The 22,579-nt window shown below is 47.0% G+C and carries 20 protein-coding genes; 8 read left to right on the plus strand and 12 right to left on the minus strand.

Translation table 11 applies throughout. From position 1 onward, the window contains the following. Window positions 1-95: 95 nt before the first annotated feature. Window positions 96-875 (minus strand): hypothetical protein, encoded by a 780-nt coding sequence (locus L3V37_RS03610; RefSeq protein ID WP_005373824.1) that lies wholly within the window; start codon window positions 873-875, stop codon window positions 96-98. A gap of 170 nt (window positions 876-1,045) precedes the next feature. Beyond that, on the minus strand, window positions 1,046-3,418 hold the full coding sequence (ppsA, locus tag L3V37_RS03615; protein ID WP_005373822.1) for a phosphoenolpyruvate synthase: 2,373 nt from the start codon (window positions 3,416-3,418) through the stop codon (window positions 1,046-1,048). Between the two features lie 251 nt (window positions 3,419-3,669). On the opposite strand from ppsA, the gene L3V37_RS03620 reads away from it, so the two are divergent. Next, window positions 3,670-4,506: a pyruvate, water dikinase regulatory protein gene (locus tag L3V37_RS03620; RefSeq protein ID WP_005373820.1), complete on the plus strand. Its 837-nt coding sequence runs from the start codon at window positions 3,670-3,672 to the stop codon at window positions 4,504-4,506. Between the two features lie 76 nt (window positions 4,507-4,582). Here the strand turns inward: L3V37_RS03620 and ansB are convergent, their stop codons facing one another. Together ansB and L3V37_RS03630 are read right to left on the minus strand one after the other, a co-directional pair. After that, on the minus strand, window positions 4,583-5,647 hold the full coding sequence (gene ansB, locus L3V37_RS03625; protein ID WP_237305850.1) for an L-asparaginase 2: 1,065 nt from the start codon (window positions 5,645-5,647) through the stop codon (window positions 4,583-4,585). A 369-nt stretch (window positions 5,648-6,016) separates the two neighbouring features. Next, window positions 6,017-7,273 carry an adenylosuccinate synthase gene (locus tag L3V37_RS03630; protein WP_237305851.1) on the minus strand — a complete coding sequence of 419 codons (1,257 nt, stop codon included), beginning with the start codon at window positions 7,271-7,273 and terminating at the stop codon, window positions 6,017-6,019. A gap of 105 nt (window positions 7,274-7,378) precedes the next feature. Here L3V37_RS03630 and L3V37_RS03635 point away from each other — a divergent pair, with 105 nt between their 5' ends. From L3V37_RS03635 to L3V37_RS03645, 3 genes are all read left to right on the plus strand, one after another. Continuing rightward, a complete protein-coding gene (locus L3V37_RS03635) occupies window positions 7,379-8,248 on the plus strand; it encodes a LysR family transcriptional regulator (protein ID WP_005373812.1) in 870 nt (289 codons plus the stop codon). 19 nt (window positions 8,249-8,267) lie between these two features. After that, on the plus strand, window positions 8,268-8,660 hold the full coding sequence (locus L3V37_RS03640) for a ribosome recycling factor family protein (protein WP_017819813.1): 393 nt from the start codon (window positions 8,268-8,270) through the stop codon (window positions 8,658-8,660). A 77-nt stretch (window positions 8,661-8,737) separates the two neighbouring features. After that, window positions 8,738-9,352, plus strand: coding sequence for a LysE family translocator (locus L3V37_RS03645; protein WP_017633575.1), 615 nt, complete (start codon window positions 8,738-8,740; stop codon window positions 9,350-9,352). Window positions 9,353-9,445: 93 nt separating this feature from the next. Here the strand turns inward: L3V37_RS03645 and L3V37_RS03650 are convergent, their stop codons facing one another. The 6 genes from L3V37_RS03650 to doeA form a co-directional block, all read right to left on the minus strand. Then, on the minus strand, window positions 9,446-9,967 hold the full coding sequence (locus tag L3V37_RS03650) for a DUF2058 domain-containing protein (protein WP_017633576.1): 522 nt from the start codon (window positions 9,965-9,967) through the stop codon (window positions 9,446-9,448). A gap of 172 nt (window positions 9,968-10,139) precedes the next feature. After that, on the minus strand, window positions 10,140-11,543 hold the full coding sequence (locus tag L3V37_RS03655; RefSeq protein ID WP_213970308.1) for an aspartate aminotransferase family protein: 1,404 nt from the start codon (window positions 11,541-11,543) through the stop codon (window positions 10,140-10,142). A 41-nt stretch (window positions 11,544-11,584) separates the two neighbouring features. Next, window positions 11,585-13,105 carry an NAD-dependent succinate-semialdehyde dehydrogenase gene (locus L3V37_RS03660; protein WP_237305852.1) on the minus strand — a complete coding sequence of 507 codons (1,521 nt, stop codon included), beginning with the start codon at window positions 13,103-13,105 and terminating at the stop codon, window positions 11,585-11,587. Window positions 13,106-13,260: 155 nt separating this feature from the next. Next, on the minus strand, window positions 13,261-13,740 hold the full coding sequence (locus L3V37_RS03665; RefSeq protein ID WP_054576150.1) for an Lrp/AsnC family transcriptional regulator: 480 nt from the start codon (window positions 13,738-13,740) through the stop codon (window positions 13,261-13,263). Between the two features lie 124 nt (window positions 13,741-13,864). Further along, complete coding sequence (doeB, locus tag L3V37_RS03670) at window positions 13,865-14,872, minus strand: N(2)-acetyl-L-2,4-diaminobutanoate deacetylase DoeB (protein WP_115386511.1); 1,008 nt, start codon at window positions 14,870-14,872, stop codon at window positions 13,865-13,867. A gap of 54 nt (window positions 14,873-14,926) precedes the next feature. Next, entirely contained in the window at window positions 14,927-16,114 is a 1,188-nt protein-coding gene (gene doeA / locus L3V37_RS03675; RefSeq protein ID WP_237305853.1) for an ectoine hydrolase DoeA, read from the minus strand. A gap of 271 nt (window positions 16,115-16,385) precedes the next feature. Between doeA and L3V37_RS03680 the strand changes: the two genes are divergently transcribed. Further along, window positions 16,386-17,819 carry a PLP-dependent aminotransferase family protein gene (locus L3V37_RS03680; RefSeq protein ID WP_115386512.1) on the plus strand — a complete coding sequence of 478 codons (1,434 nt, stop codon included), beginning with the start codon at window positions 16,386-16,388 and terminating at the stop codon, window positions 17,817-17,819. 20 nt (window positions 17,820-17,839) lie between these two features. Here the strand turns inward: L3V37_RS03680 and L3V37_RS03685 are convergent, their stop codons facing one another. Further along, window positions 17,840-18,862, minus strand: coding sequence for an AraC family transcriptional regulator (locus L3V37_RS03685; RefSeq protein ID WP_237305854.1), 1,023 nt, complete (start codon window positions 18,860-18,862; stop codon window positions 17,840-17,842). A 131-nt stretch (window positions 18,863-18,993) separates the two neighbouring features. Between L3V37_RS03685 and L3V37_RS03690 the strand changes: the two genes are divergently transcribed. Genes L3V37_RS03690 through L3V37_RS03700 form a run of 3 tightly spaced genes read left to right on the plus strand, consistent with a single transcriptional unit; the run spans window position 18,994 to window position 21,371 of the window. Further along, window positions 18,994-19,755, plus strand: a complete 762-nt coding sequence (locus L3V37_RS03690) for an SDR family NAD(P)-dependent oxidoreductase (RefSeq protein ID WP_115386514.1) — start codon at window positions 18,994-18,996, stop codon at window positions 19,753-19,755. Between the two features lie 40 nt (window positions 19,756-19,795). Next, the gene (locus L3V37_RS03695) at window positions 19,796-20,308 is read left to right on the plus strand and encodes a 2,4'-dihydroxyacetophenone dioxygenase family protein (RefSeq protein WP_237305855.1); all 513 of its coding nucleotides are present in this window, start codon (window positions 19,796-19,798) and stop codon (window positions 20,306-20,308) included. 4 nt (window positions 20,309-20,312) lie between these two features. Further along, window positions 20,313-21,371, plus strand: a complete 1,059-nt coding sequence (locus L3V37_RS03700) for a zinc-binding dehydrogenase (RefSeq protein ID WP_237305856.1) — start codon at window positions 20,313-20,315, stop codon at window positions 21,369-21,371. A gap of 82 nt (window positions 21,372-21,453) precedes the next feature. Here the strand turns inward: L3V37_RS03700 and L3V37_RS03705 are convergent, their stop codons facing one another. Next, window positions 21,454-22,578, minus strand: coding sequence for an alkene reductase (locus tag L3V37_RS03705; RefSeq protein ID WP_237305857.1), 1,125 nt, complete (start codon window positions 22,576-22,578; stop codon window positions 21,454-21,456). Window position 22,579 lies beyond the last annotated feature (1 nt).

Genomic DNA, 22,579 nt, shown 5'->3' on the forward strand with positions numbered 1-22,579 from the left:
TGCGTAAGTGCTCAGTTTTGAGGAATCATATCCCCGTTAACTTATTGATAAGGGTGCATAACAACGGTTTTATTTAAGCGATTAGTTGCTATGCATTACTGCGAGTTAGTGAGCTCTTCGTTAACCCAATATTTAGAACCAGACACGTTAGCATCGATGAGCAAACCTTTAGCGTTCAACTGATAGACGGCGACGCCGCTGTTAAATTGTTTTGAAAGTTGCTCTGAATCTTCGCCCGCAACAGCAGAGGCTTCACTTGTGGCCTCCCATCCTTCGTTGACGAACGTATCAAAGTCTTCTTTGCTCTCAAACAGAACCACTTGTTGGTAAAATTTGCCGCCAGCCCCAAGTGCAACGCCCAAACCAAACATATTCATATAAGTGCGTTCTTCTGTTTCCTTATTCACTGCGACTCCTGACCCTGAGTTGGTGTGAAACAGCAAAGATAATTTACGAGAATCAAAGACCGCGTAGCCGTACGCGTTGTCGTAAATAGCTTTTGCCTCCGGCTTTTCATTAAATAACTTGAGCAAAGCGCTATCTGCCATTAAGTCCACGGCTTGGCGAGCTTCTTCTGGCGTATCGCCTTCCATCAGCTCATCAATTTTTTTGTCGGCAGCATCTATCCATTCTTTGCTTTTCTCGATGCTGGCTTCTGTCCATTCGCCTGCGGTATTGATCGCTTCCTCGGACCAGTTCGTGAAATCTTGCCACGCTTGTTTTGAAAACGCTTTGGTGTCGTCCCAAGCATCTTGTGCAGTATCAGAAACTGCGTCGCCAAGCTCAGACATTTTATTGGAAATTTCATCCCAATCGGCATAAGCAGGGGATGCCAGGAGCATCAATGTAGTAAGGAGTGCGATAGGCTTTTTCATCAAATTCTCTCTGGAGTTATCGATATACCATTCATTTTAGGTCATCAGACTTTGATAATGAAATTGACTAAATGACGAACTTGAGAGAGGAATCACGAACTGATTGTGAAATGACGTGTGAATAACAAAGCCCTCACAAGTGGAGTGTGAGGGCTAGAGTTTATCGTGTGTTACTTGCTGCTAACTTTACCGAGTTTTAACCAAGTATCGATAACCGTATCTGGGTTTAGTGATACAGAGCTAATACCTTGATCCATTAGCCATTCCGCTAGGTCGTCGTGGTCTGATGGGCCTTGACCACAAATACCAACGTATTTGCCTGCTTTTGTTGCCGCATCAATCGCCATCTGAAGCATCACCTTAACCGCTGGGTTACGCTCATCAAATAGATGTGCAACATCGCCAGAGTCACGATCAAGTCCAAGCGTTAGCTGAGTCATGTCGTTTGAGCCAATCGAGAAGCCATCAAAGTACTTCAAGAACTCATCGGCAAGAACCGCGTTGGATGGCAGTTCGCACATCATGATGACTTTAAGACCCTGATCGCCACGGCGCAGATCAAACTTCGCTAGCAAATCAATCACTGATGCTGCTTCGCTTGGTGTACGCACAAATGGGATCATGATTTCAACGTTTTTCAGACCCATTTCGTTACGAACGCGTTTGATTGCTTGAGTTTCTAGCTCGAAGCAGTCTTCAAACACTGGAGAAATGTAACGAGACGCGCCACGGAAGCCAAGCATTGGGTTTTCTTCATGCGGTTCGTATGCTTTACCGCCAACCAAGTTGCTGTATTCGTTAGACTTAAAGTCAGACATACGAACAATAACGCGTTTCGGCCAAAATGCCGCAGCAATGGTTGCGATACCTTCTGTCAGTTTGCTTACGTAGAAATCGATAGGATCTTTGTAACCACGAATACGCTGAGTGATTTCTGCTTTTAGCTCATCGCTTTGTGCATCAAAGTTAAGTAATGCTTTCGGGTGGATACCAATCATCTTATTGATGATGAATTCAAGACGCGCAAGACCAACACCTTCATTTGGAATTTGTGCGAAGTCAAACGCGCGATCAGGGTTACCCACGTTCATCATCACTTTTGTTGGTAGCAGTGGCAGTTCATCAACAGAAGAGCGTTTTACATCAAACTCAAGTTCACCTTGGTAAACGTAGCCCGTTTCACCTTCTGAACAAGATACGGTCACGGTTGCACCATCGGTTAACTTGCTTGTCGCATCGCCACAGCCAACGATTGCAGGAATACCAAGCTCACGAGCGATGATGGCAGCGTGACACGTACGGCCACCACGGTTGGTTACGATTGCAGATGCTTTTTTCATCACTGGTTCCCAATCTGGGTCAGTCATGTCTGTAACTAGCACGTCACCTTCTTGGACTAAAGACATTTGGTCCAGAGAGTCAACCAAGCGAACCACGCCTTTACCGATGCGCTGACCGATTGCACGACCTTCAACCAAAACATCTGCTTTGTTTTGTAGCTCGTAGCGCTCAATCACGTTTTGTTCCGTTTGTGAACATACGGTTTCAGGACGCGCTTGAACAATGTACAGCTTGCCATCAATGCCATCTTTTGCCCATTCAATGTCCATTGGACGCTGATAGTGCTTTTCGATGATCATTGCTTGTTTTGCGAGCTCTTTGATCTCGTCGTCGTTCAATGAGAACGTGTTGCGCTCTTCATCAGAAGTATCAACGATATCAACTTGTTTGCCGATTTCTTGGTTATCTGAGTAGATCATTTTGATCAACTTAGAACCAAATGTTTTCTTAACGATTGGGTGTTCGCCTGCTTCAAGCATTGGCTTGTGAACGTAGAACTCGTCAGGGTTTACTGCACCTTGAACGACCATCTCGCCTAGACCCCATGAAGAGGTGATGAAGACAACTTGGTCGAAACCCGATTCAGTGTCTAGTGTAAACATAACACCCGACGAGGCTTTATCTGAACGCACCATACGTTGGATACCCGCAGATAGCGAGATGCCACGGTGGTCGAACCCTTGGTGAACGCGGTAAGAAATCGCACGGTCGTTAAATAGAGAAGCGTAAACGTGCTTAGTTGCTTCTAGTACTGCGTCGATGCCTTTCACGTTCAAAAACGTTTCTTGCTGACCAGCAAAAGAAGCATCAGGTAGGTCTTCTGCCGTAGCAGATGAACGAACTGCGACTGAAAGCTCAGGATTGCCTTCGATCAGTTCTTGGTAATTTTCACGAATCTCTTGTTCAAGGTCCGCAGGGAAAGGGGCCTCTAATACCCATTGACGAATGTTTGCACCTGTCTTACGCAGAGCTTCTACATCTTCAACGTCTAGTTCATCGAGTAATTGGTGAATACGCTCATCCAAACCTTCGTGGTCAAGGAATTGGTTAAACGCGTATGAGGTTGTCGCAAAACCATTTGGTACAGAAACGCCTGCGTTTGCTAGGTTAGAAACCATTTCGCCAAGTGAAGCATTCTTACCGCCGACTTTGTCGACATCATCCATGGATAGGCCATTGAACCAGAGGGTGTTCTTTTGCATGTCTTTCTCCAGAAACATTGCAGCTTAGTAGGGGGACTTAAATCGATCTAAACAATCGCATGTTGGCTGTTATTACACGTTGACCATACATTGCTTCATTTAGATTGATATCAAAGGCAAACGATTACGTTCTGGCTGAAAAAAATTCAAAAGAATTTTTAAAGCTGTGGTGAACCTAACTGAAAGCCAAACTGATTTATTAATATTATGTGTACCATCCTACTCAAAAGATTTTGAAAAATTAAACAGAAATGCAAATAAATAACCAAAGTCGTGATGTGTTCTATGTTTCTGACGGTACGGCGATAACATGTGAGACATTAGGGCATGTTGTTCTCGGTCAATTTCCGTTCATTCCTAACGAAAAAACCTTTCCGTTTGTAGAAAGCCAGGACAAAGCTACTGACGTAGTCAAAGAAATTGAAACTTCCTACCAGCGCAATGGCGTCAAACCTCTGGTCTTTTTCTCAATTGTCGTTCCAGAAGTACGTGAAATGCTGCTTGAAGCGCCAGCATACAGTTACGATGTGTTGGAGAGTATTGTGCAGAAAGTGCAAGACGACATTCAGATGGCACCAAAGCCTAAGTTGCAGCGTTCTCGCAGCGTGGGGAAAGATTCCGACACCTATTTTGACCGTATTGCGGCTATTGAATACACATTGGCGCATGATGATGGCATCACACTAAAAGGGTTGGAGCAAGCTGATATCATCTTACTTGGCGTGTCGCGTAGTGGAAAAACGCCGACTAGCTTGTATATGGCGATGCAATTTGGTTTACGTGTTGTGAACTATCCGTTTATTGCGGAAGATGTGAAGATGATGCGTTTGTTACCTGAGTTTGAGATCCATCGTCATAAGTTGTTCGGGCTTACTATCGACCCTGAACGTTTGACTGAAATCCGTGAGAATCGTTTGTCTGGAAGTGATTACGCTAGCACAGAGCAGTGCAAGCTGGAGCTAGACACTGTTGAGGCTTTGTTTAGAAGAGAGGCGATCCCATATATCAATACGTCCTCTCTGTCTGTTGAGGAAATTACTACGCGTATTCTGGAAAAAGCAGGAATGAAGCGTCGCTTGTTTGGCTAGCAAGAGACGCTCATGTCGCTATGTGTAAGAGGAGGTAAGGTGTGTACCTCCTCTATCGAATGAACCTTAGACAGAATTAATAGTATTGGAACATCTTTTGGATGTCTTGATAGTTTTTGGTCTGAGTCAGTGACAGCATCAGTAAGATACGTGCTTTTTGTGGGTTCAATGTACCAGCGGCAACAAAGCCGTATTTTTCGTCATCAATTTCAGCATCCAAAGTGGTTGAGCCGCTAGGCGTTCGGGAGCTTCTTACAACAACAACGCCATCTTTACTCGCTTTCTCTAGCTCATCAAACACAGTGTGGTACAAGTTACCATTACCGACACCAGCACTTACGATGCCGTCAAACTTCGCATCCACAAAGGCTTTCACTGGCAAATTGGAGGCATTTGCATAGTTATAAACAATACCGACCTTAGGCAACTTAGTAAGCTTTGATACATCGAATGGGGTTTCTGTCGTATGTTTACGCTCTGGGCTTCGTTGATATTTGGCATCGCTATTATGAATGTAGCCGATAGCACCAAAGTTGGGTGACTGGAAAGTGCTGACGGAGGTTGTATTGGTTTTTGTCACATCTCGCGCATCGAAAATCGTGTCATTCATTGCGACTAGCACGCCACGTCCTTCTGAATCTTCATCGGTGGCTGTTACGACTGCATTGTATAAGTTGACTGGTCCATCAGCACTCATTGCGGTGGAAGGACGCATTGCACCGACGATCACGACAGGCTTTTTGCTCTTGACGGTCAGATCAAGGAAGTAAGCGGTTTCCTCTAACGTATCCGTACCATGAGTAATGACAATGCCGTCAACATCATTTTGAGCGAGTAGCTCATTAACTCTTTTCGATAATTTTAGCCACACTTCATCATTCATATCTTGTGAACCGATACTGACCACTTGCTCTCCAGAAATATCGGCAATCTTGGTCATACTCGGCACCGCAGAAATCAATGATTCAACGCCGACTTTACCTGCTGTGTAGTTTGACTCGGTTGCAGATTGACCTGCGCCTGCTATGGTGCCGCCAGTGGCAAGAATTTTAATGTTCGGAAGTTCGGATTGCGCGAAAGACAAAGAACTAAGGCACAAACCAAGGGTTATCGTACTGAGGCGGAAAAGATTTTTCGTCATGGGAATCACCTGCTGTTAGGTTGGATGTTGGGGAACTCATCTATCCTAAAAACAGCGGGTTAGATTTTTTGAGTACTAGTTCAACAAATTGCAGATGAAGATCGTGATCAACTAATCACTTAAAGAATATCAAATCAACCAGTTAACCTAATTGACGTGCTTCTTTAACAAGTGAGATGTGCTAGTAACGTGCACAACGTGTTAAGTCCTATAATTTATTGATTTATAAATAAAGGAGGTAGGAGTCTCGTGATGAGGTTATTAAACATGAATTTAGCCGTGCAATTTTCCAAAGTTTACAGTGTAAAAAAAGCGGCTTTACCCCGGAACAGATAAAAGCCGCTTGCCAATGATGTGTTAATTCACATCTTATCGCATAATCATTTGTTCACGACCAGGACCCACAGACACCATTTTTACTGGTACGCCCATGAGTTCCTCAATGCGTAGAACGTATTTCTGTGCTGCTACTGGAAGCTCTTCAAACTTACGACAACCTGTGATGTCCTCGCTCCAGCTTTCCATCTTCTCGTAGATTGGCGCAAGAGAGGCAGTTTGAGGCCAGATTGGGTTTTCGCTGTGGTCGCCTTCGTAGCCAACACAGATTTTCAGATCGTTAAGGCCAGTCAAACAGTCTACTTTGGTTAGTGCAATTTCAGTTGCGGCTTGCAGTTCAACGCCATTCTTCGTAGCGACTGCGTCGAAGTAGCCCATGTCGCGTGGACGACCCGTAGTTGCACCGAACTCGCCAGCAAGTTCGCGGAAAGCGTCTTGCTCTTCCATTGCAGTGATCAACGTACCAGTACCCACTGATGAGCTGAAGGCTTTTGCAACCGCAATAACGCGTTCAGGACGAAGTGCCGGAAGGCCACTACCGATACCCGCGTACATTGATACAACGTTAGAAGATGTTGTCCAAGGGTACTCACCGTAAACAAGGTCACGACCCGCACCAAGCTGCGCTTCGAACAATAGAGTTTTGTCTTTCGCTTGTAGTTCTTTTAGAGGAAGCGTTACGTTGCAAATTGAATCGCGCCAAGGTGCAGAGACTTCTAGCAGCCAGTTCGCCAGTTCTTCAGCGGTTTGTTCAAACTCGAACGTCGGGTAAAGTGCACGCAGTTGCGGTAGTTTCCAATCCATCATGAATTGAAGGCGTTCAACCAATACTTCTGGTTGCTTCAACCAACCAACTAGGATGCCTTTCTTCATTACGCGGTCACCGTAAGCAGGTGCAATACCTTGACGAGTTGAACCGTATGCTTTGTCGCCTAAACGTTGTTCTTCTAGCGTATCTTCTAGTGCGTGTAGAGGTAGACACAGTGTTGCGCGATCTGAGATGCACATATTCACTTTTACGCCCGCTTCTTCAACTTCCGCAATCTCCTGAGACAGCAACGCAGGGCTGATAACCATACCCGGACCTAACACTGCCAAACAGCCTGGGTTGAATACGCCACTTGGTAGCTGGTGCAGCTTAAACGTACCTAGATCGTTAACCACGGTGTGACCCGCGTTGTTACCACCTTGGAAACGAATGCTCGCAGAAGCTTGCTCTGCCAAAAAGTCAACGATGCGGCCTTTGCCTTCATCACCCCAGTTTGCACCCACAACAACGATAGACGACATAATTTAATCTCCAAAAACAGATGCAAAAATCTTAAGGTGTTCGCCATAATAAGAGAAATTAATTATACTCATTAACATGATAAGAATCTCATATCGGAATTGGCAATGTTAGATTTGAACTGGCTGCGAACCTTCGTAACTCTTGCAGAGGTAAAACACTTTGGTAAAACAGCGACGGAACTGCACATGACGCAGCCGAACGTAAGTTTGCATATCAAGCAGTTGGAGCAAGCTACGCGCACGAAATTGATTGAGCGAAATCCCGTGCAGTTGACGCAAGCGGGGAAGCGTTTGTTAGCTACGGCGCAGCGGATGCTCAATGAGCTGCAAATTTGTCAGTCGGATCTCAATGCCATCAACGATCTTACGCAGGGGACGCTTTCTATTGCGGCGAGCGATATTGTTTCACGTTTACTGCTTATCAAACCATTTCAGCAATTCAAAAGTGAATACCCGGGGATCGACTTGGCATTGTTCAATACCACATCTTCTCAAGCGGTGGATTTGGTGAAAAGTGCGCGTGCCGATATCGGCTTTGTTATCGCACAAAAAGAGAGTCAACCGCTGCATTTTACGCCTCTCACGCAGATTCACTGGTGTGCGTTTGGCGATAACATTTTTGAGTGGCAAGACAATCGAAAAGAGAGCCAGACGCTGATCCTGCTAGGGCACGATACTCGAACCCGAGAGCTGATTGATGCGTCTTTACCTGAACTAAATCTGCCTAAGCATCGCGTGATGGAAGTGGGCAGTGTGGAAGCACAAATCGACTGGGCGGAAGCGGGGTTTGGGACTGCTATTGTGCCGGATTTCTCGCTCGATCCGAGATTAAAGCTTTCTCGTGAAGTTACGCCTTTGCCAAGTTTTCCAAACACTGATTTCGGCTACATCGTGCGTCAAAATCAGGTGTTATCCAAAGCGGCAAAACAGTTGCTGGCTTGGGTTGGCGAGAATGTGTCGGTGGTTGAGGGCTAAGACGATGAAAGAAAAGGCCATGAAAGAGACGAAGATTACGATTTCGCTCCCATCCTTGATTCACCGTATTGGGGGCGACCATGCCAAGCGAGCGAAAACACTCGCAGCAGAAAAACAGTGCGATCTTAAGAGAATTAGACGATCTCGTCACTGGCAAATCTCAGGCGAGGCTTTGGATGTAAAAGCGTTTTTAGAGCATCTAAAAAACGAAGAAGCAGAGACGATGCGATTTGCGATCAACAAGATCGAACAAGCTCTACTTGCTCACCAAGACAAATTGGAACCTTTGGACGTGAAGTTGATACGTTTGGTGAGACAAAACCCAAACATCACCTTAGCGGAGCTGATGGCTGAAACGAACTGCACGTTAGTTCAAGCTCGCACGGCACGATTTGATGCTGAGTTGCTTTAAGATCGGTTTGTGGTTTACTCACTTTATTAACAGATGTTAGGGTACCGATCAAAATCACTCACTAAGACCATTTTATTATGGATATTTGGCAGCTTCTCCTTTTTATTCCTGCTTGCTTTGCTCTCAATATGGCTCCTGGCCCAAACAATTTATTGGCAATGAATAATGCGCGTTGTTACGGCTTTAGGGCCGCGTTTACGGCCAGTTTAGGCAGAATTGCTGCTTTTTCAGCGATGATTGCGTTGTCTGCATCAGGTCTGGCTGTGATTTTGTATACGTCAGAAATGCTATTTTTGGCAATAAAGTTGGTAGGGGCGTTGTATCTACTGTGGATTGCGTTCAACCTTTGGCGTTCAGAGTCCAGCCCGATCTCTGACTTGGACAATTCGCGCAATTACGCAGGACTTGCGAAGCAAGAATTTACGCTTGCTGCTGGCAACCCGAAAGCGATACTTATTTTTACTGCATTCTTGCCGCAATTTGTTGATGCCAATGCCAACGTTCAAGAGCAGTTTTTTGCCCTTGGCTCCACGTTTTTGATATTAGAAATGGTCGCCATTTCAATCTATGCCATCTTTGGTTTGTACTTGAGACACTGGTTTTCAAATCCAAAAATGGCGAAACGTTTCAATCGCGGATGTTCGTTGTTTTTAGCCGCATCAGGTGCGAATTTGCTACTAAGTAAGCAATAACAACACATCATCTCTGTAGATTATTTTTCTATAAAAAAAGCCGCTGATGTTACATCAGCGGCTCTTTTCGTTGATGCATCGATTAATTTATTGTTACCACATCAAATCGTCAGGCACGACGAAATCTGCGTATGGATCGTCTTCTGCTGGAATGTCCGATTCAGGTTCTTTTTGTTCGATGATGACGGACTCATCACGTTGAGCAATTTTATTCGCTACTCCACGTGGAATGACAACATAGCTTTCACCAACAATTGCGATTGCCAAAATACCTTTGATCAACTGCTCGCGGATAAGTGAATCTACATAAAGTGATTTCACTAGCGTACCGTGAGTGAAGTTGTATTTGATGTCGCCATCTTTTAAGTCGATCTTGTTCATCTCAATCAATTGATTGATCTGCGCTTTGATCTCTTTATTTAATCGCTCAGCATTTTGTTGCTCGCTCAATTGTTTATCACGCTCTAACTGTTGGCGTTTATTCTCTTCAACCGCCGCTTTTACTTCGCGTGCTTGAACGCGTGATTTTTTAGAGCCTTTCTTCGCTTTCTTTAGTTTCTTTTCATTAACTAAGCCAGCTTTCAGCATTTGTTCTTGAAGGGTAAGTTTTGCCATGTTTTATCCAGTTAGTGCGCAATTTTGGGCATTTTACCCACTATTGCCACTTGTAGTAAATAATAGTGCTTTCTATGGGGCTAAAATGTTTGGTTGGCTTGTTATCTCTTTAATGGAAAGTGCAAAGCGGGCCTTCTCCAAAGCCCGCGAGCATTACTGAAATCTAGGTGGGTTATGGCTGCCACTGTTTAGATGTGACGAGGTTATCCATCACTTTGTTTACCGCTTGATGCGCTTTGTCGACAATGGTGTCTATATCGTTACGATTCGCGATAAGCGGTGGAGCAAAACCGAGGATGTCACCATGTGGCATGGCGCGAGCGATTAAGCCTTGCTCTAAACAGGCCGCCGCGATTTGCGGGCCTACTTTCAAGTTTGGATCAAAGTGTGCTCGGCAAAGCTTGTCTGAAGAAAACTCCAACGCATGCAACAAGCCAACGCCACGAGTATCACCGACTAATGGATGATCGTTAAACGTCTCTGCCATACGTTGCTGCAAGTAAGCGCCGACTTCGGCCGCGTTTTGCACTAAGCCTTCACGTTCAATGATATCGAGGTTGCAGTTCGCGGCTGCCGCTCCCATTGGGTGACCAGAGTAGGTATAACCGTGTCCGATAGCGCCCCATTGGTCCGTGCCGTTTTCTAGCACACTCCAAACTCGTTCACCGACGATCACGCCAGACAGCGGTTGATACGCTGAGGTTAACCCTTTCGCTACCGTGATGAGATCTGGTTTCATGTCGTAGTGGAGTGAGCCAAAATCGGAGCCGAGGCGACCAAAGCCACACACCACTTCATCTGCAATCAAGAGTACATCGTATTTGTCGAGCACTTTGCGAATCGCCTGCCAGTACCCTGCTGGTGGTGGCACAATACCGCCAGTACCGAGCACTGGTTCTGCAATCATTGCTGCTACCGTTTCTGGGCCTTCTTCCAAGATCATCGCTTCGAGTTGATCTGCGCAATATTGAGAGAATTCGAGCTCAGACATACTCTCGTCTTCACGGCGATAATAATATGGCGCGATGGTGTGTTTGATACGCTCAAGTGGTAAATCAAAATGGGCGTGGAACAGCGGCAAACCTGTCATTGAACCGGACGCGATACTTGAACCATGGTAGCCGCGGTCACGCGAAATGATTTTTTTCTTCTCTGGTAGACCACGAGCATTGTTGTAATACCATACCAACTTAAGTTGAGTTTCGTTCGCGTCGCTGCCTGACATGCCGTAGTAAACTTTGCTCATGCCTTCAGGCGCCATTTTGATGATGCGATCTGACAGTGTCACGAGCGCTTCGTTCGTATGACCGACGTACGTGTGGTAGTACGCCAGTTCTTTGGCTTGCTCATAAATCGCATCGGCCATTTCGGTCCTGCCATAGCCAATGTTTACACAATACAACCCGGCAAAGCCGTCTATCAGCTCGATGCCTTCTGAATCGGTGATGCGTATTCCGCTTCCGCTCGAGATAATTCTTCCCGGAAGCTCCCCGGCCGCATACTGCTTCAGGTGGGTTGAGGCATGAAATACTCTCTGACGATCGATCTCTAAAAGTTGTTGGGTTTTGTTACTCATGATCCTTCTCCTCGAATAATTGGATATCCATATTTCGTGCCTCAACTGCCACTGACGGTTGGTAAAGCGCCTAAGCAGCAGTATTTGATTTCACTGTATTCTTCAAATCCGTGACGGCTTCCTTCTCGTCCAAGACCAGACTGTTTCACGCCGCCGAATGGGATAGGGTGCCCTGTCATTTTGACGGAGTTCACGCTCACCATGCCAAACTCCAAACCGCGCATGCAGTGCCAAATTTGGTGAATATCGTGACCATAAACATAGGCAGCTAAGCCGTACTCAGTGTCGTTGCTCATTTCAATCACGGTATCTAAGTCTTGGTAAGGCAATACGCCTGCCACAGGACAAAAATTCTCTTCGCGATACACCGCCATTTCAGGGGTTACATCGGCTAGCAATGTCGGCGCGAAGAAATTTTCGCCTGGTACGGGCTGGTGGTATCCCGCTACCAATCGCGCGCCTTTGTCGAGCGCGTCACGCACCAAATCATGCGCTTTATCCACCGCAGTGCGATTAATAAGCGGTCCCATGGTGGTTTTTTCGTCTAAGCCATTGCCCAAAACGATGTGGCTCATTTCTTTGGCAAACGCTTCCAAAAACACTTCGTACTTATCGTCAGGGACGAAAATACGGTTTGCGGCCAAGCAGTCTTGTCCTGCGGTTTGAAACTTCGCATCCACGGCGGCTTTGGCTGCTTGCTCGACATCCATATCTGGCAGCACGATGAAAGGGGCGTTACCACCGAGCTCCATACTGCACTTCTTCACGGTTTGTGCCGCGTCGCGTAGCAATAGTTTGCCTACTCGAGTTGAGCCTGTGAACGAGAGCGCTTTGACTTTATCGGAGTGACACAAGGTTTGTGACACCATCACCGCATCGCCAGTGATCACGTTAAATACACCAGGTGGAAAGCCAGCTCGGTCTGCTAACTCTGCCAACGCTAACGCAGAAAAAGGCGTTTCACTGGCAGGCTTAATGAGCACCGGACAGCCTATTGCTAGTGCGGCTGCGGCTTTGCGTGTGATCATGGCATTAGGAAAGTTCCATGGCGTAATCAGTGCTGCGACACCAATTGGCTCGCGCACCGTTGATAGCTGCGCATTCGGAATATGACTTGGGATGGTTTCGCCATAACAGCGGCGTGCTTCTTCGGCAAACCAACGAACAAAGGATGCGCCGTAGTCAATCTCACCTACAGCATCACCTAGTGTTTTTCCTTGCTCCATCACCATCAAATGAGCAAGATCTTGCTTTGATTCTAGAATCAGGTCGTGCCAACGCATGAGAATTTCAGCGCGCTCTTCTGCTTGCATTTTTCGCCATTGACGAAAGGCTTGGTCGGCTTCATCAATCGCTTGATAGAGTTGTTGCTGAGATAGCTTAGTGATGTAACCTATGACCGTGCCATCTGCTGGATTATCCACCGGATGAAATTGATCACCACTTACCCATTTGCCATTCACGTACGCTAAACCTCTCACCAAACGTACGTCTTTCATTATCGCCATCATGTCGTGCGAGGCTTTTAATTCTTCAGCGTGTAAGCTGTGCAGTGCTGTCATGAGTCCTTCTCCCAGCATCGTTGTCCATAATGAAACTGTAATGGAGAAGTGACCGAAATAATTTCTGATACCGAGGTTTAAAACGTCAGAACTTTCTTTTTAGTGCCGTTAAATATGGTGTTTTTTCTGTTCACGTCTGATGCGCATTTTCCCTTTTATAACAAGGCGTTTTGGTTTACTTCGAATGTGCCCGCATCACGTTTGATTGTTTTTGTCACAATGTAAGTAAAGTAGCGCTCAATGCCCACATCTGAGTCTAACCAGTTGTCGATAAGCCGCTGATATTGGTCGATATCTTCTGACTGAATTTTAAGGATGTAATCGACGCCACCGCCCGTGGCATAGCAATCAGTGACTTCTGGTGAATGTTGAACCAGTTGCTCGAAGCGTTTGAACGCTTGGGCGTTGTGTTCTTTGAGCGTAACTTCAACCATAACCGACGTTCGTTTGAACAAAATATCGGTATTTACTCTTGCTCCGTAGCCTTCAATGATGCCTGCTTCTTCCAGTTTTTTGACGCGCTCCCAGCAAGGGCTCACGGATAGGTTGATGGCCTCGGCAAGGTGAGATTTGGTGATACGACCATTATCATGAAGTATTTGTAGAATTTTTACGTCGTAGCGATCGAGGCGCATAATGAGTCTCCCTGTAGAATACTAATCATTTCATGAAAGGCTGATGACTGGTCGCTGTTATAAGGTGCTTTCCAGTTTGCTTCTGGTATGCCATTTGTTTTGATTTCTTTAGTTGGCTTTTCAATCAGCCTATCTCGCCGCAGTCTTCGGCTATAACTGCGATAGTGTCACCGATATTCACCATAGCAGGAAAACGACGCGCCGCGAAAATACCATTGCGCTGTGACTTGTACTCAACGGGGGCGGTACCTGTGCGCTCGGTCGAGAAGATTCTCACTAATACATCGCCCTTTTTGACGGTATCGCCAAGATCAAATAAGTATTCTGTGATGCCGTGGTGTTGGCTTTGCACATAACAACTTGCATCAGGCATATCTAATAACTTAGTTGGTTGGGTTGGTTGTTCGTAGTCACCGGGCAAGTTGCCTGAGAAGCGCAAGAAGTTGCGAATGCCACGGTCGGAATAAGCGATGGTTTCTGGAGTGCTGGTTCCGCCTCCTCTTAGTTCGGTGGTAACAAAGATTTTTCCCTGAGACTCCACGGCAGTGTCATACAGGCTGGTGGCGTCCATTTCGAGCAAGATCATGGTGTAAGGTGCGCCAAACAGTTTTGCACCTAATATGCAGGCTTCTTCTTGATCGAGATTGTTGAGACGATGGGCAGCGGCGAACGGAACGATATCTAACGTTTTACCACCTGAGTGAATGTCTAACGCAAAATCGCACTTAGGAACTAGGTAACGAGTAAAATAATCCGCAATTTTCTCGGTCACTGTGCCTATGGGGTTGCCGGGAAAGCTGCGATTTAAATTCCCCTTATCGATAAACGACGTACGTGAGGCATTTTGTACCGCAGGTAAGTTCATCATGGGTACAATAATGACACGACCTTGGATTTGATCTGCCTGAAGCGAGTTCGTCAATTTTAGCAGGCTGGTGATGCCTTCGTATTCGTCTCCGTGATTACCGCCAGTAAGCAGTGCGGTTGGTCCGTGACCATTTTTGATCACGGTGATAGGTATCATAATACTGCCCCAAGCGGAGTCGTCATGTGAATAGGGCAGCGTTAAAAAGCCGTGCTGTACACCTTCTCGGTCAAAGTCTATGGTGGCTGTGATCGAGCTTTTTTGCATATCAAGTCCTTTTAGTTCTCAGACCTGGCTCAACAGAGCTTAAGGTTTGAAAAATTAGTGTTTAACAAATAAGTGGCGTGGAAAGTCACACAGCGTTTTTGCTCCATCATGGGTAATGACGATACTTTCCGTTGTTTCTAACCCCCAATCTTTGAACCACAGCCCCGGCATAAAATGGAATGTCATGCCTTCTCTCAAGATGGTTTTATCGGTGTCTCGCAAACTCATGGTTCGTTCCCCCCAATCTGGTGGGTAGCTCAAACCTATTGGGTAGCCACAACGGGCACCTTCGCGTGAGAATCCCGCTTTATCGAGAACCTGGTTTAGTGCATTGGCGATGTCGGCGCAGGTACTTCCGGGCTTTGCCACTTTCAAGCCCGCTTCAAGTCCTAGAGTCAGGGCTTCGTCGGCTCGTTTAAACTTGTCGTCAGGCTCGCCAAGAAAAATAGTGCGTGAGAGTGGGCAATGGTAACGGCGGTGCGCCCCTGCGATTTCAAAAAACGTCCCTTCGCCTTTCTTGAAGGGTCTGTCATCCCAAGTCAGGTGAGGTGCGGAAGCATCAGAACCTGATGGCAAAAGCGGCACAATCGCGGTGTAATCGCCAAAGTGGTCTTCATGCCCGAGCACGGCTTGACGGTTAATCTCGGCAACAAGGTGGTGTTTCGGTAATCCTGGTTCAATCATGTCGAACGCGACGCGGTGCATATTTTCAACAATGCGAGCGGCACGGTACATGTACGCCAGTTCTTGATCGGATTTAACGGCGCGGCACCAGTTGACTAGTCCGGTTGCATCGAGAAGTTGAGCATTCGGTAGGTGCGTAGTGAGTGATTCGTAAGCGGTGGCGCTAAAGTAATAGTTATCTTTTTCTACACCGATACGACCACGATCCCAAAGGCGCGGAGCCAGTACGGCTTCGACCAGGAAATCCATCGGGTGTAGCGGCGGATTCATTACATAATGGTCTGGATAGTAGGTGATGTTTTCTGCCGACATATACGCAGTCCTGTATGCTCCGTTGGCATCTTGGCAGCGTCCAAACCAAACTGGCTCATCAGATGGACCAACAACGACACATTGTGGCACGTAAAAAGACCACCCATCATAGCCTGTCAGCCACGCCATGTTAGAAGGGTCATGAATGATAAGGACATCCAATTCTCTTTCTTCCATCGATTGCCGAACTTTCGTTAACCGATCCTGGAACTCATCCAGTGTAAAATGCAAAGCAACGCCTCTCATATTTTCTCCTTGTTAGAAATCCGACGCCTTATGGGCCTTCGGAGACGCTGAGGTATTTCTACCTTCTACCAGCTAGCCAGATCTGCGTTAAAAATGATTGCAATTTACCTCTGGGGTTGTATTTGGATTGAACGATGCTGTTTAACATGTTTGTTTAACCCATACATTTCATGTCAATCATTACAATTGTGGTTTATTTTTGTGCATTTCACCTCGTTTTGTGAGTTAAAGTTCGCCATTTGTTAAATGGAAGTTACAATGAGCGTTAAAAATGAATCAATTAAAATATTGTGTCATGACAATTTCTTTGAACCCGATCATTCGGCCAGGCACCGCTAAATACATCTCCATTGGTAACTATCTTGTCGAATGTGTCCGCAGTGGTTATCTAAAACCGGGAACTCGATTACCCACACATCGTGAGTTTGCAGAGCAAATTGGCGTCAGCGTACAAACGGTGAGCCATGCATATGGTTATGCAGAGAAAAAAGGGGCGATCGAGTCTTGGGTTGGGAATGGTACTTTTGTCAAATCAGGTTTTGTGGATGAAAGTACGGACACGGAGTTCATGCTGACACAAGAGATGAAAGAAACGCCGGATGAAATTGATATGTCGATTGCACATCCAGTGGTGACCGATCGCCACATTACGCTTTTTAATCAGGCGTTAATGGAGATTGCTGGGCAAACAAGCAATCGTGGTTTGATCAGTAAAGCAAAGCCGGTAACAGGTCAGCCTCATCATATTGAGTCAGGAGTACGATTTCTAAGTAGCCAGGGGCTGGATGTGGGTGCCGATCAAATATTACTCACAAATGGTGCATGCCATGGTTTAACGTTGGCTTTAAGCACAGTCGTTGAACACGGTGATTTAGTTGCTTGTGGTCACTTGGTTGATCATGGCTTGATCTCTCGCTCGAGAATGCTTGGATTTAAGTTGCAACCACTTGAAATGGATGAGTTTGGTATAACGCCGGATGCATTTGAATGGGCATGTAAACACAAACCAATCAAGGTATTGTGTTGCACACCGAGCATGGCTAACCCGACTAGTGCGCATATGGATGTTGAACGCCGAGAGGCGATAGCGAATATTGCGCAGCAATACGACATCTATGTCATTGAAGATGACGTGTATGGAGCACTAGAACCTAACCGTGTCCCACCCCTTGCCACATTGTTACCCGAACAAGCTTTCTATGTCACCAGTTTAACCAAAGTTGTAGCGCCAGGCATGCGCACTGGCTATCTGACGGTCCCACGTCATTTTTTGCAGCACGCGATTGGTCGTTTAGCGGCAACGAGTTGGTCCGCGACTCCATTACCATTTGAAGTCGCTCATTTGTGGATCGAGAACGGTACGTTAAATCGACTTATTCGCTTTCAAGTCAATGAGTTTGCTAAGCGACAGCGAATAGCAAAAGCCGCTTTAGAAGGGCATGTTTATAGCTCGCACCCGAATGGACAGCACATTTGGTTGAGACTACCCGAGCAGTGGAATAGCGATGACCTGGTTGCTTCGGCAAAGCGTTCAGGGGTGCAGATCACGGGATATAAACCGTTTGTTCTCGATACAAATCAGCCAATGCCTTACGTGCGAATCAGCTTGGGAGCAGAAACAAACCGAGGCTACATCAAACACGGGTTATCTGTGATTGCTGAAATTCTCGATACCAACCCTCCCACCTCACACTTTTTGGTCTGAGCGATAGGTTATTTATGCTTTTATCTGATGGGCTTAAACGTTTGTAACTGAGTTTTTTCTTGTCGCCATTGTCTCGGCGATTTCCCCGTCCAACGGCGAAAGTGGCGGCTGAAGACCGCAGTTTCTGCATAGCCCAGTTGCAACGCGATATCGGTAATACTCTGGATATTCTCATGCAATCGCTGTTCGGCGAAATCCTGACGCACTTGTTGTAAAAGCTGCCGATAATTTGTGCCCTGTTGTTTCAGCTTGTTTTGCAGCATTCTCGGATGCAGGTCCAATGCTCTTGCAACGCGCTCAACGCTGCATTCTCCGGTTGAGAGCAGACGGCCAATCATGTTTGCTGCTTGGTCACTGAGATTGTTGGGGTAACGGGTTTGCAGCTCTTTGAGGTGCTGTTGAAAATGGCGCTCTAGTGCGTCTTCATCTTGGTGGTTCCTAGCGTTAAGCAGAGTCGCTTTAAGTAGGATACCGTCAAACTTATCGCCGAAACGCAGTTTGCTCTGCTGGGCAAATTCGCTCTGTTCTGTCTCGAAGCTCGCGTGTTGGGTGAGGTGTAAAGAGAAGTGACTTGCTTCAATATCAAGCAGACTGGCAATAAACATCGCCAGATGCGACACACTGAGCTGCATCAGCTGTGCGATACCTCGTTCGCTGTGCACATCAATATTGAGCGACAACCGTACCCAATCATCTTGTGGCGTCATGTTGAGAGTGACCCCTGACGAATGCAGATAGAGAAAATCATTCACCCGCGCCAAGGCTTCACCGACCGTTTGCGCCCGGGAAACCAGCATTGGCAAGTCTCCCAAGCTCTGTAGGTTTTGACGCTCGGCGAGCAACACGCCAAACAGCGGTTGCTGACAACGAGCAGCCGCTTCCTCCAGCAATTCAGCCAACCTTGGATAAGCGAGATAGGTATCGGGATCGCGAAATTGCGCCGCAGACAGCCCGACGGCAGCCATAATCTCAACCGGATTCTGCCCTAATTCGGAAACCAAGCTATCAAATTTATCGGCAGCGCCACTTCGTACGATATGCATGTCTCGATTTTTAAATGTTAACAGGTTGTAAACCGCAATGTATCAAATTTACTTCGCAAAAGGTCAAGTGAGTGTCAGTGAGTTGATCTAGGTTACATTTTGATAACAACAACGCATGGATGAGAAGGTGTATGGAACTTATTAATAAAACGGCCATTGTGACTGGGGCAGCTGGTGGAATTGGCCAAGCCATCATTGCAAAGCTGAGAGAGCAAGGAGCCAAAGTGCTTGCTGTCGATATTTCAGAACAATCACTGCAAATGTACACAAGTTTTGACCCAAAGCAGTTGGGAACCTTTGTCGCGGACGTCACCGATTACCAACAAGTTGAAGCTATGGTGAAGTACGCGGTTGAACAGTTTGGCTCGCTTGACATCATGGTTAACAACGCGGGCATCGGTGCACCGAAACCTCTGCTTGACCACGACCCAATTGCCGATTTTGAGCCGATCTCTAAGGTCAACCAAAATGGCGTTTACTACGGCATTCTTGCCTCTGGAAGACAATTCCAAGCGCAAGGCACGCCGGGCGTGATCCTCAATACTTCTTCTGTTTACGCACGAATGGCGTCTGAGATGACCTTTACCTACAACGTCAGTAAAGCCGCAGTCGATATGATGACCAAATGCGCCGCATTAGAACTCGCACCATTGGGTATTCGTGTTTGCGCTGTCGCTCCGGGACGCGTTGATACTCCGATGTTAAGGCAATACGAAGAGATTGGCCTGTGGGACCACATCCGCAAAGAACAGATGCGTCAAAACTTCACACAACCAGAAGAGATTGCTGATGTGGTGGCGTTTCTGGTCAGCGAGAAAGCCAACTGTATCAACGGTTGTACCATCTGCGCATCTGACGGTTTCGAGAATTTTAAGTACCCACTTATGGGATAGGCGAGTACGCCACATTACAGCAATAGCGAGGATGTAAGTTATGTCATTACCAGAAGTTATTCAGCACCAAGATTTCTTATTAACTCTTAATACCAATGAGGAGTCGCTCATCAAAGACGCGTTACCGGGTGTGGATGTTTACCCATTGTTTCTTGACCCAGAAAATGGTACTTGGGTGATTCGTGCCAAATTCAAACCGGGTATCACTCTGCCTAAGCACTTCCACACTGGCGTGGTGCATTTCTATACGCTGAGTGGCGCTTGGCACTACATTGAGTACCCAGATCAAGTCCAAACCGCTGGTAGCTACTTATATGAGCCGGGCGGTTCGATTCATACCTTTCACTGTCCAGAAGAGTCGGGTGGTGCAGATGGCTTTATGGTGATCCAAGGTGCGAACATTAACTTTGACGACGAGGGTAACTTCATCAACATCATGGATGCAGGTTGGATTGAGCAAGTTGTTATTGCAACAGCGAAAGCACAAGGCTTCACCGCGCGCTACATCAAACCGGGTGCGATTGCTGGCCTAAGCGATGAGCTAGCGGAGTAACCCCATGCAACAGATGAACAGTATCATAATGCAGGATGGTAGTGTCCGCCTGCAGCAAGTCGAAATCCCCAAACCTGCAGCGGGACAAGTGTTGGTTCGCAGCCTTGCCTGTGGCATTTGTGGCTCCGACCTTCACATTACTCGACACGCGGATGAGGTATTTGATGTATTCCACCAGCTCGGGTTGATGCCTGATGAAGCCGGTGAGCACGCTCAAGTGATGTTGGGGCATGAGTTCTGCGCGGAAATTATCGAATACGGTGCCGATACGCAGCAAACGTTGTCCGTTGGTAGCCGAGTCACCTCTGTGCCGATGTTGCTCAGTCAAAATGGCGCAGGCGTTGGTGTTACTCCGGGTACTTATGGTGCTTACTCTGAGTACTTCCTGCTTGATGAAGCGTTATTGCTGCCTGTCCCAGACGAAATGCCATCTGAGGCGGCGGCACTGACTGAACCACTGGCGGTCGGTTTGCACGCGGTCAATCGCAGTGAAATCGAGACGGAAGAAACAGCGCTGATTGTCGGTTGCGGCCCTATAGGGCTGGCGGTGATTGCTGCACTGAAACAACGTGGCGTGAGTAACATTCTTGCGGTTGATCTTCAGGAAGAGAAGTTGCTACTTGCTAGTGAGTTTGGCGCAAATCGATTGATCAACCCGACCAAGGAAGACGAGATCGCCGTTGGTGAGCAGTACGCGATGAATTCACGTCTGGTCATTTATGAGTGTGTGGGCAAGCATACCTTGATTGACGATTTTATGCGCCGCGCCCCTGCCCGAGCGCGAATCGTCATCTCGGGTATCCATACGACACCCGCAATCATTAACTACGCGTACGCGACGGTAAAAGAGCTCGACTTGAGATTCTCTTACTACTACCAACCGCACGAGTTTGAGCAATGCCTACAAGCGATTGCCGAACACAAGTTGCCTTGGCAGAAAATGCTCACCGCCAAAGTGGGAATCGACGGTGTCGAAGACGCGTTTAGACAGTTAATGACGCCAAATGACCACATCAAAGTCGTTATCGAACCTTGGCGCTGCGGCGCGTTAGAAGTGATTTAACTCTTAGCCAGATTAAGCTAGCTAAAACCAATTTTAGTTTGGTGACAGCCCCAACCGTAGCTGCTAGGTTGGGGCTTTTTTGTTAGGCCTGTTCTGCGCATTCCTGTTGCAGAGCAGGGTAATCGGTGTAGCCTCGTTCGTTTCCGCCAAACAACGTTGAGCCATCGAGTTCTGCCAACGGATGGTGATGTTGCAAGCGAGAGACTAAGTCTGGGTTTGCTACGAATGGCCGTCCGAATGCGACAAGATCCGCGTAGCCTTTCTCTAATACTTCGTTTGCTCGTTGAGGATCGTAGCGACCTGCGACAATGATAGCGTTGCGAAAGCGCTTTCTAAGTTCGATTCGGAACGTCTCTGGAATCGTTGGTGCATCGGCCCAATCAGCCTCGGACAAGTGCAAGTAGGCGATGTCACGATCCTGCAGTTGTTTTGATGCTTCCAAGATTGTTGGCACGATATCTGGGCAGTCCATATCTTTAAACGTAATAAATGGTGCCAATCTCACTCCAACTCGATGCGCACCAACAGCGGCGATAACTGCCTCCACTACTTCGATAAGAAAACGGATACGATTTTCTCGTGAACCGCCGTAGTTGTCTGTTCGATGGTTTGAGTTGGTTCTTAAGAACTGATCGATCAGATACCCATTCCCGCCGTGGATTTCTACACCATCAAAACCCGATTCAATGGCGCGTTTGGCTGCGTTCGCGAAATCACCGACAACTCGGTTGATATCTGCTTGTGTCATGGCGCGAGGCTCAACACAATCGACCATATTGCCGTTGCCTTGTTCATCTGCAATCCAAACTTGCGTCTCTACCGGAGCGAGCGCAGATGGCGCGATAGGCTGTTCACCATTTTGGAATGTTGGGTGAGACACTCTGCCCACATGCCATAGCTGACAAAACATCGCTGCGCCTTGTGATTTGACCGCTTGGGTCACACCTTGCCAGCCCGCCACTTGCGCATTGGTGTAAACGCCAGGGGTGAACGAATAGCCTTGAGAATCGTCCGAAATTTGCGTGGCTTCGGAAATGATCAGCCCGGCAGAAGCGCGCTGTTGATAATACGTTGCCATCATCTCATTCGGGATGTTGCCCGGCTGAGTGGTGCGTGCGCGAGTCATTGGTGCCATGACAATACGGTTTTGTAGTGACAACGCTTTCAGTTGAGCTGGTTCAAACAGCTTATTTGGTCTTTGTTTCATG

This window comes from Vibrio sp. D54 (assembly GCF_021728075.1).
Taxonomy (GTDB): domain Bacteria; phylum Pseudomonadota; class Gammaproteobacteria; order Enterobacterales; family Vibrionaceae; genus Vibrio; species Vibrio alginolyticus.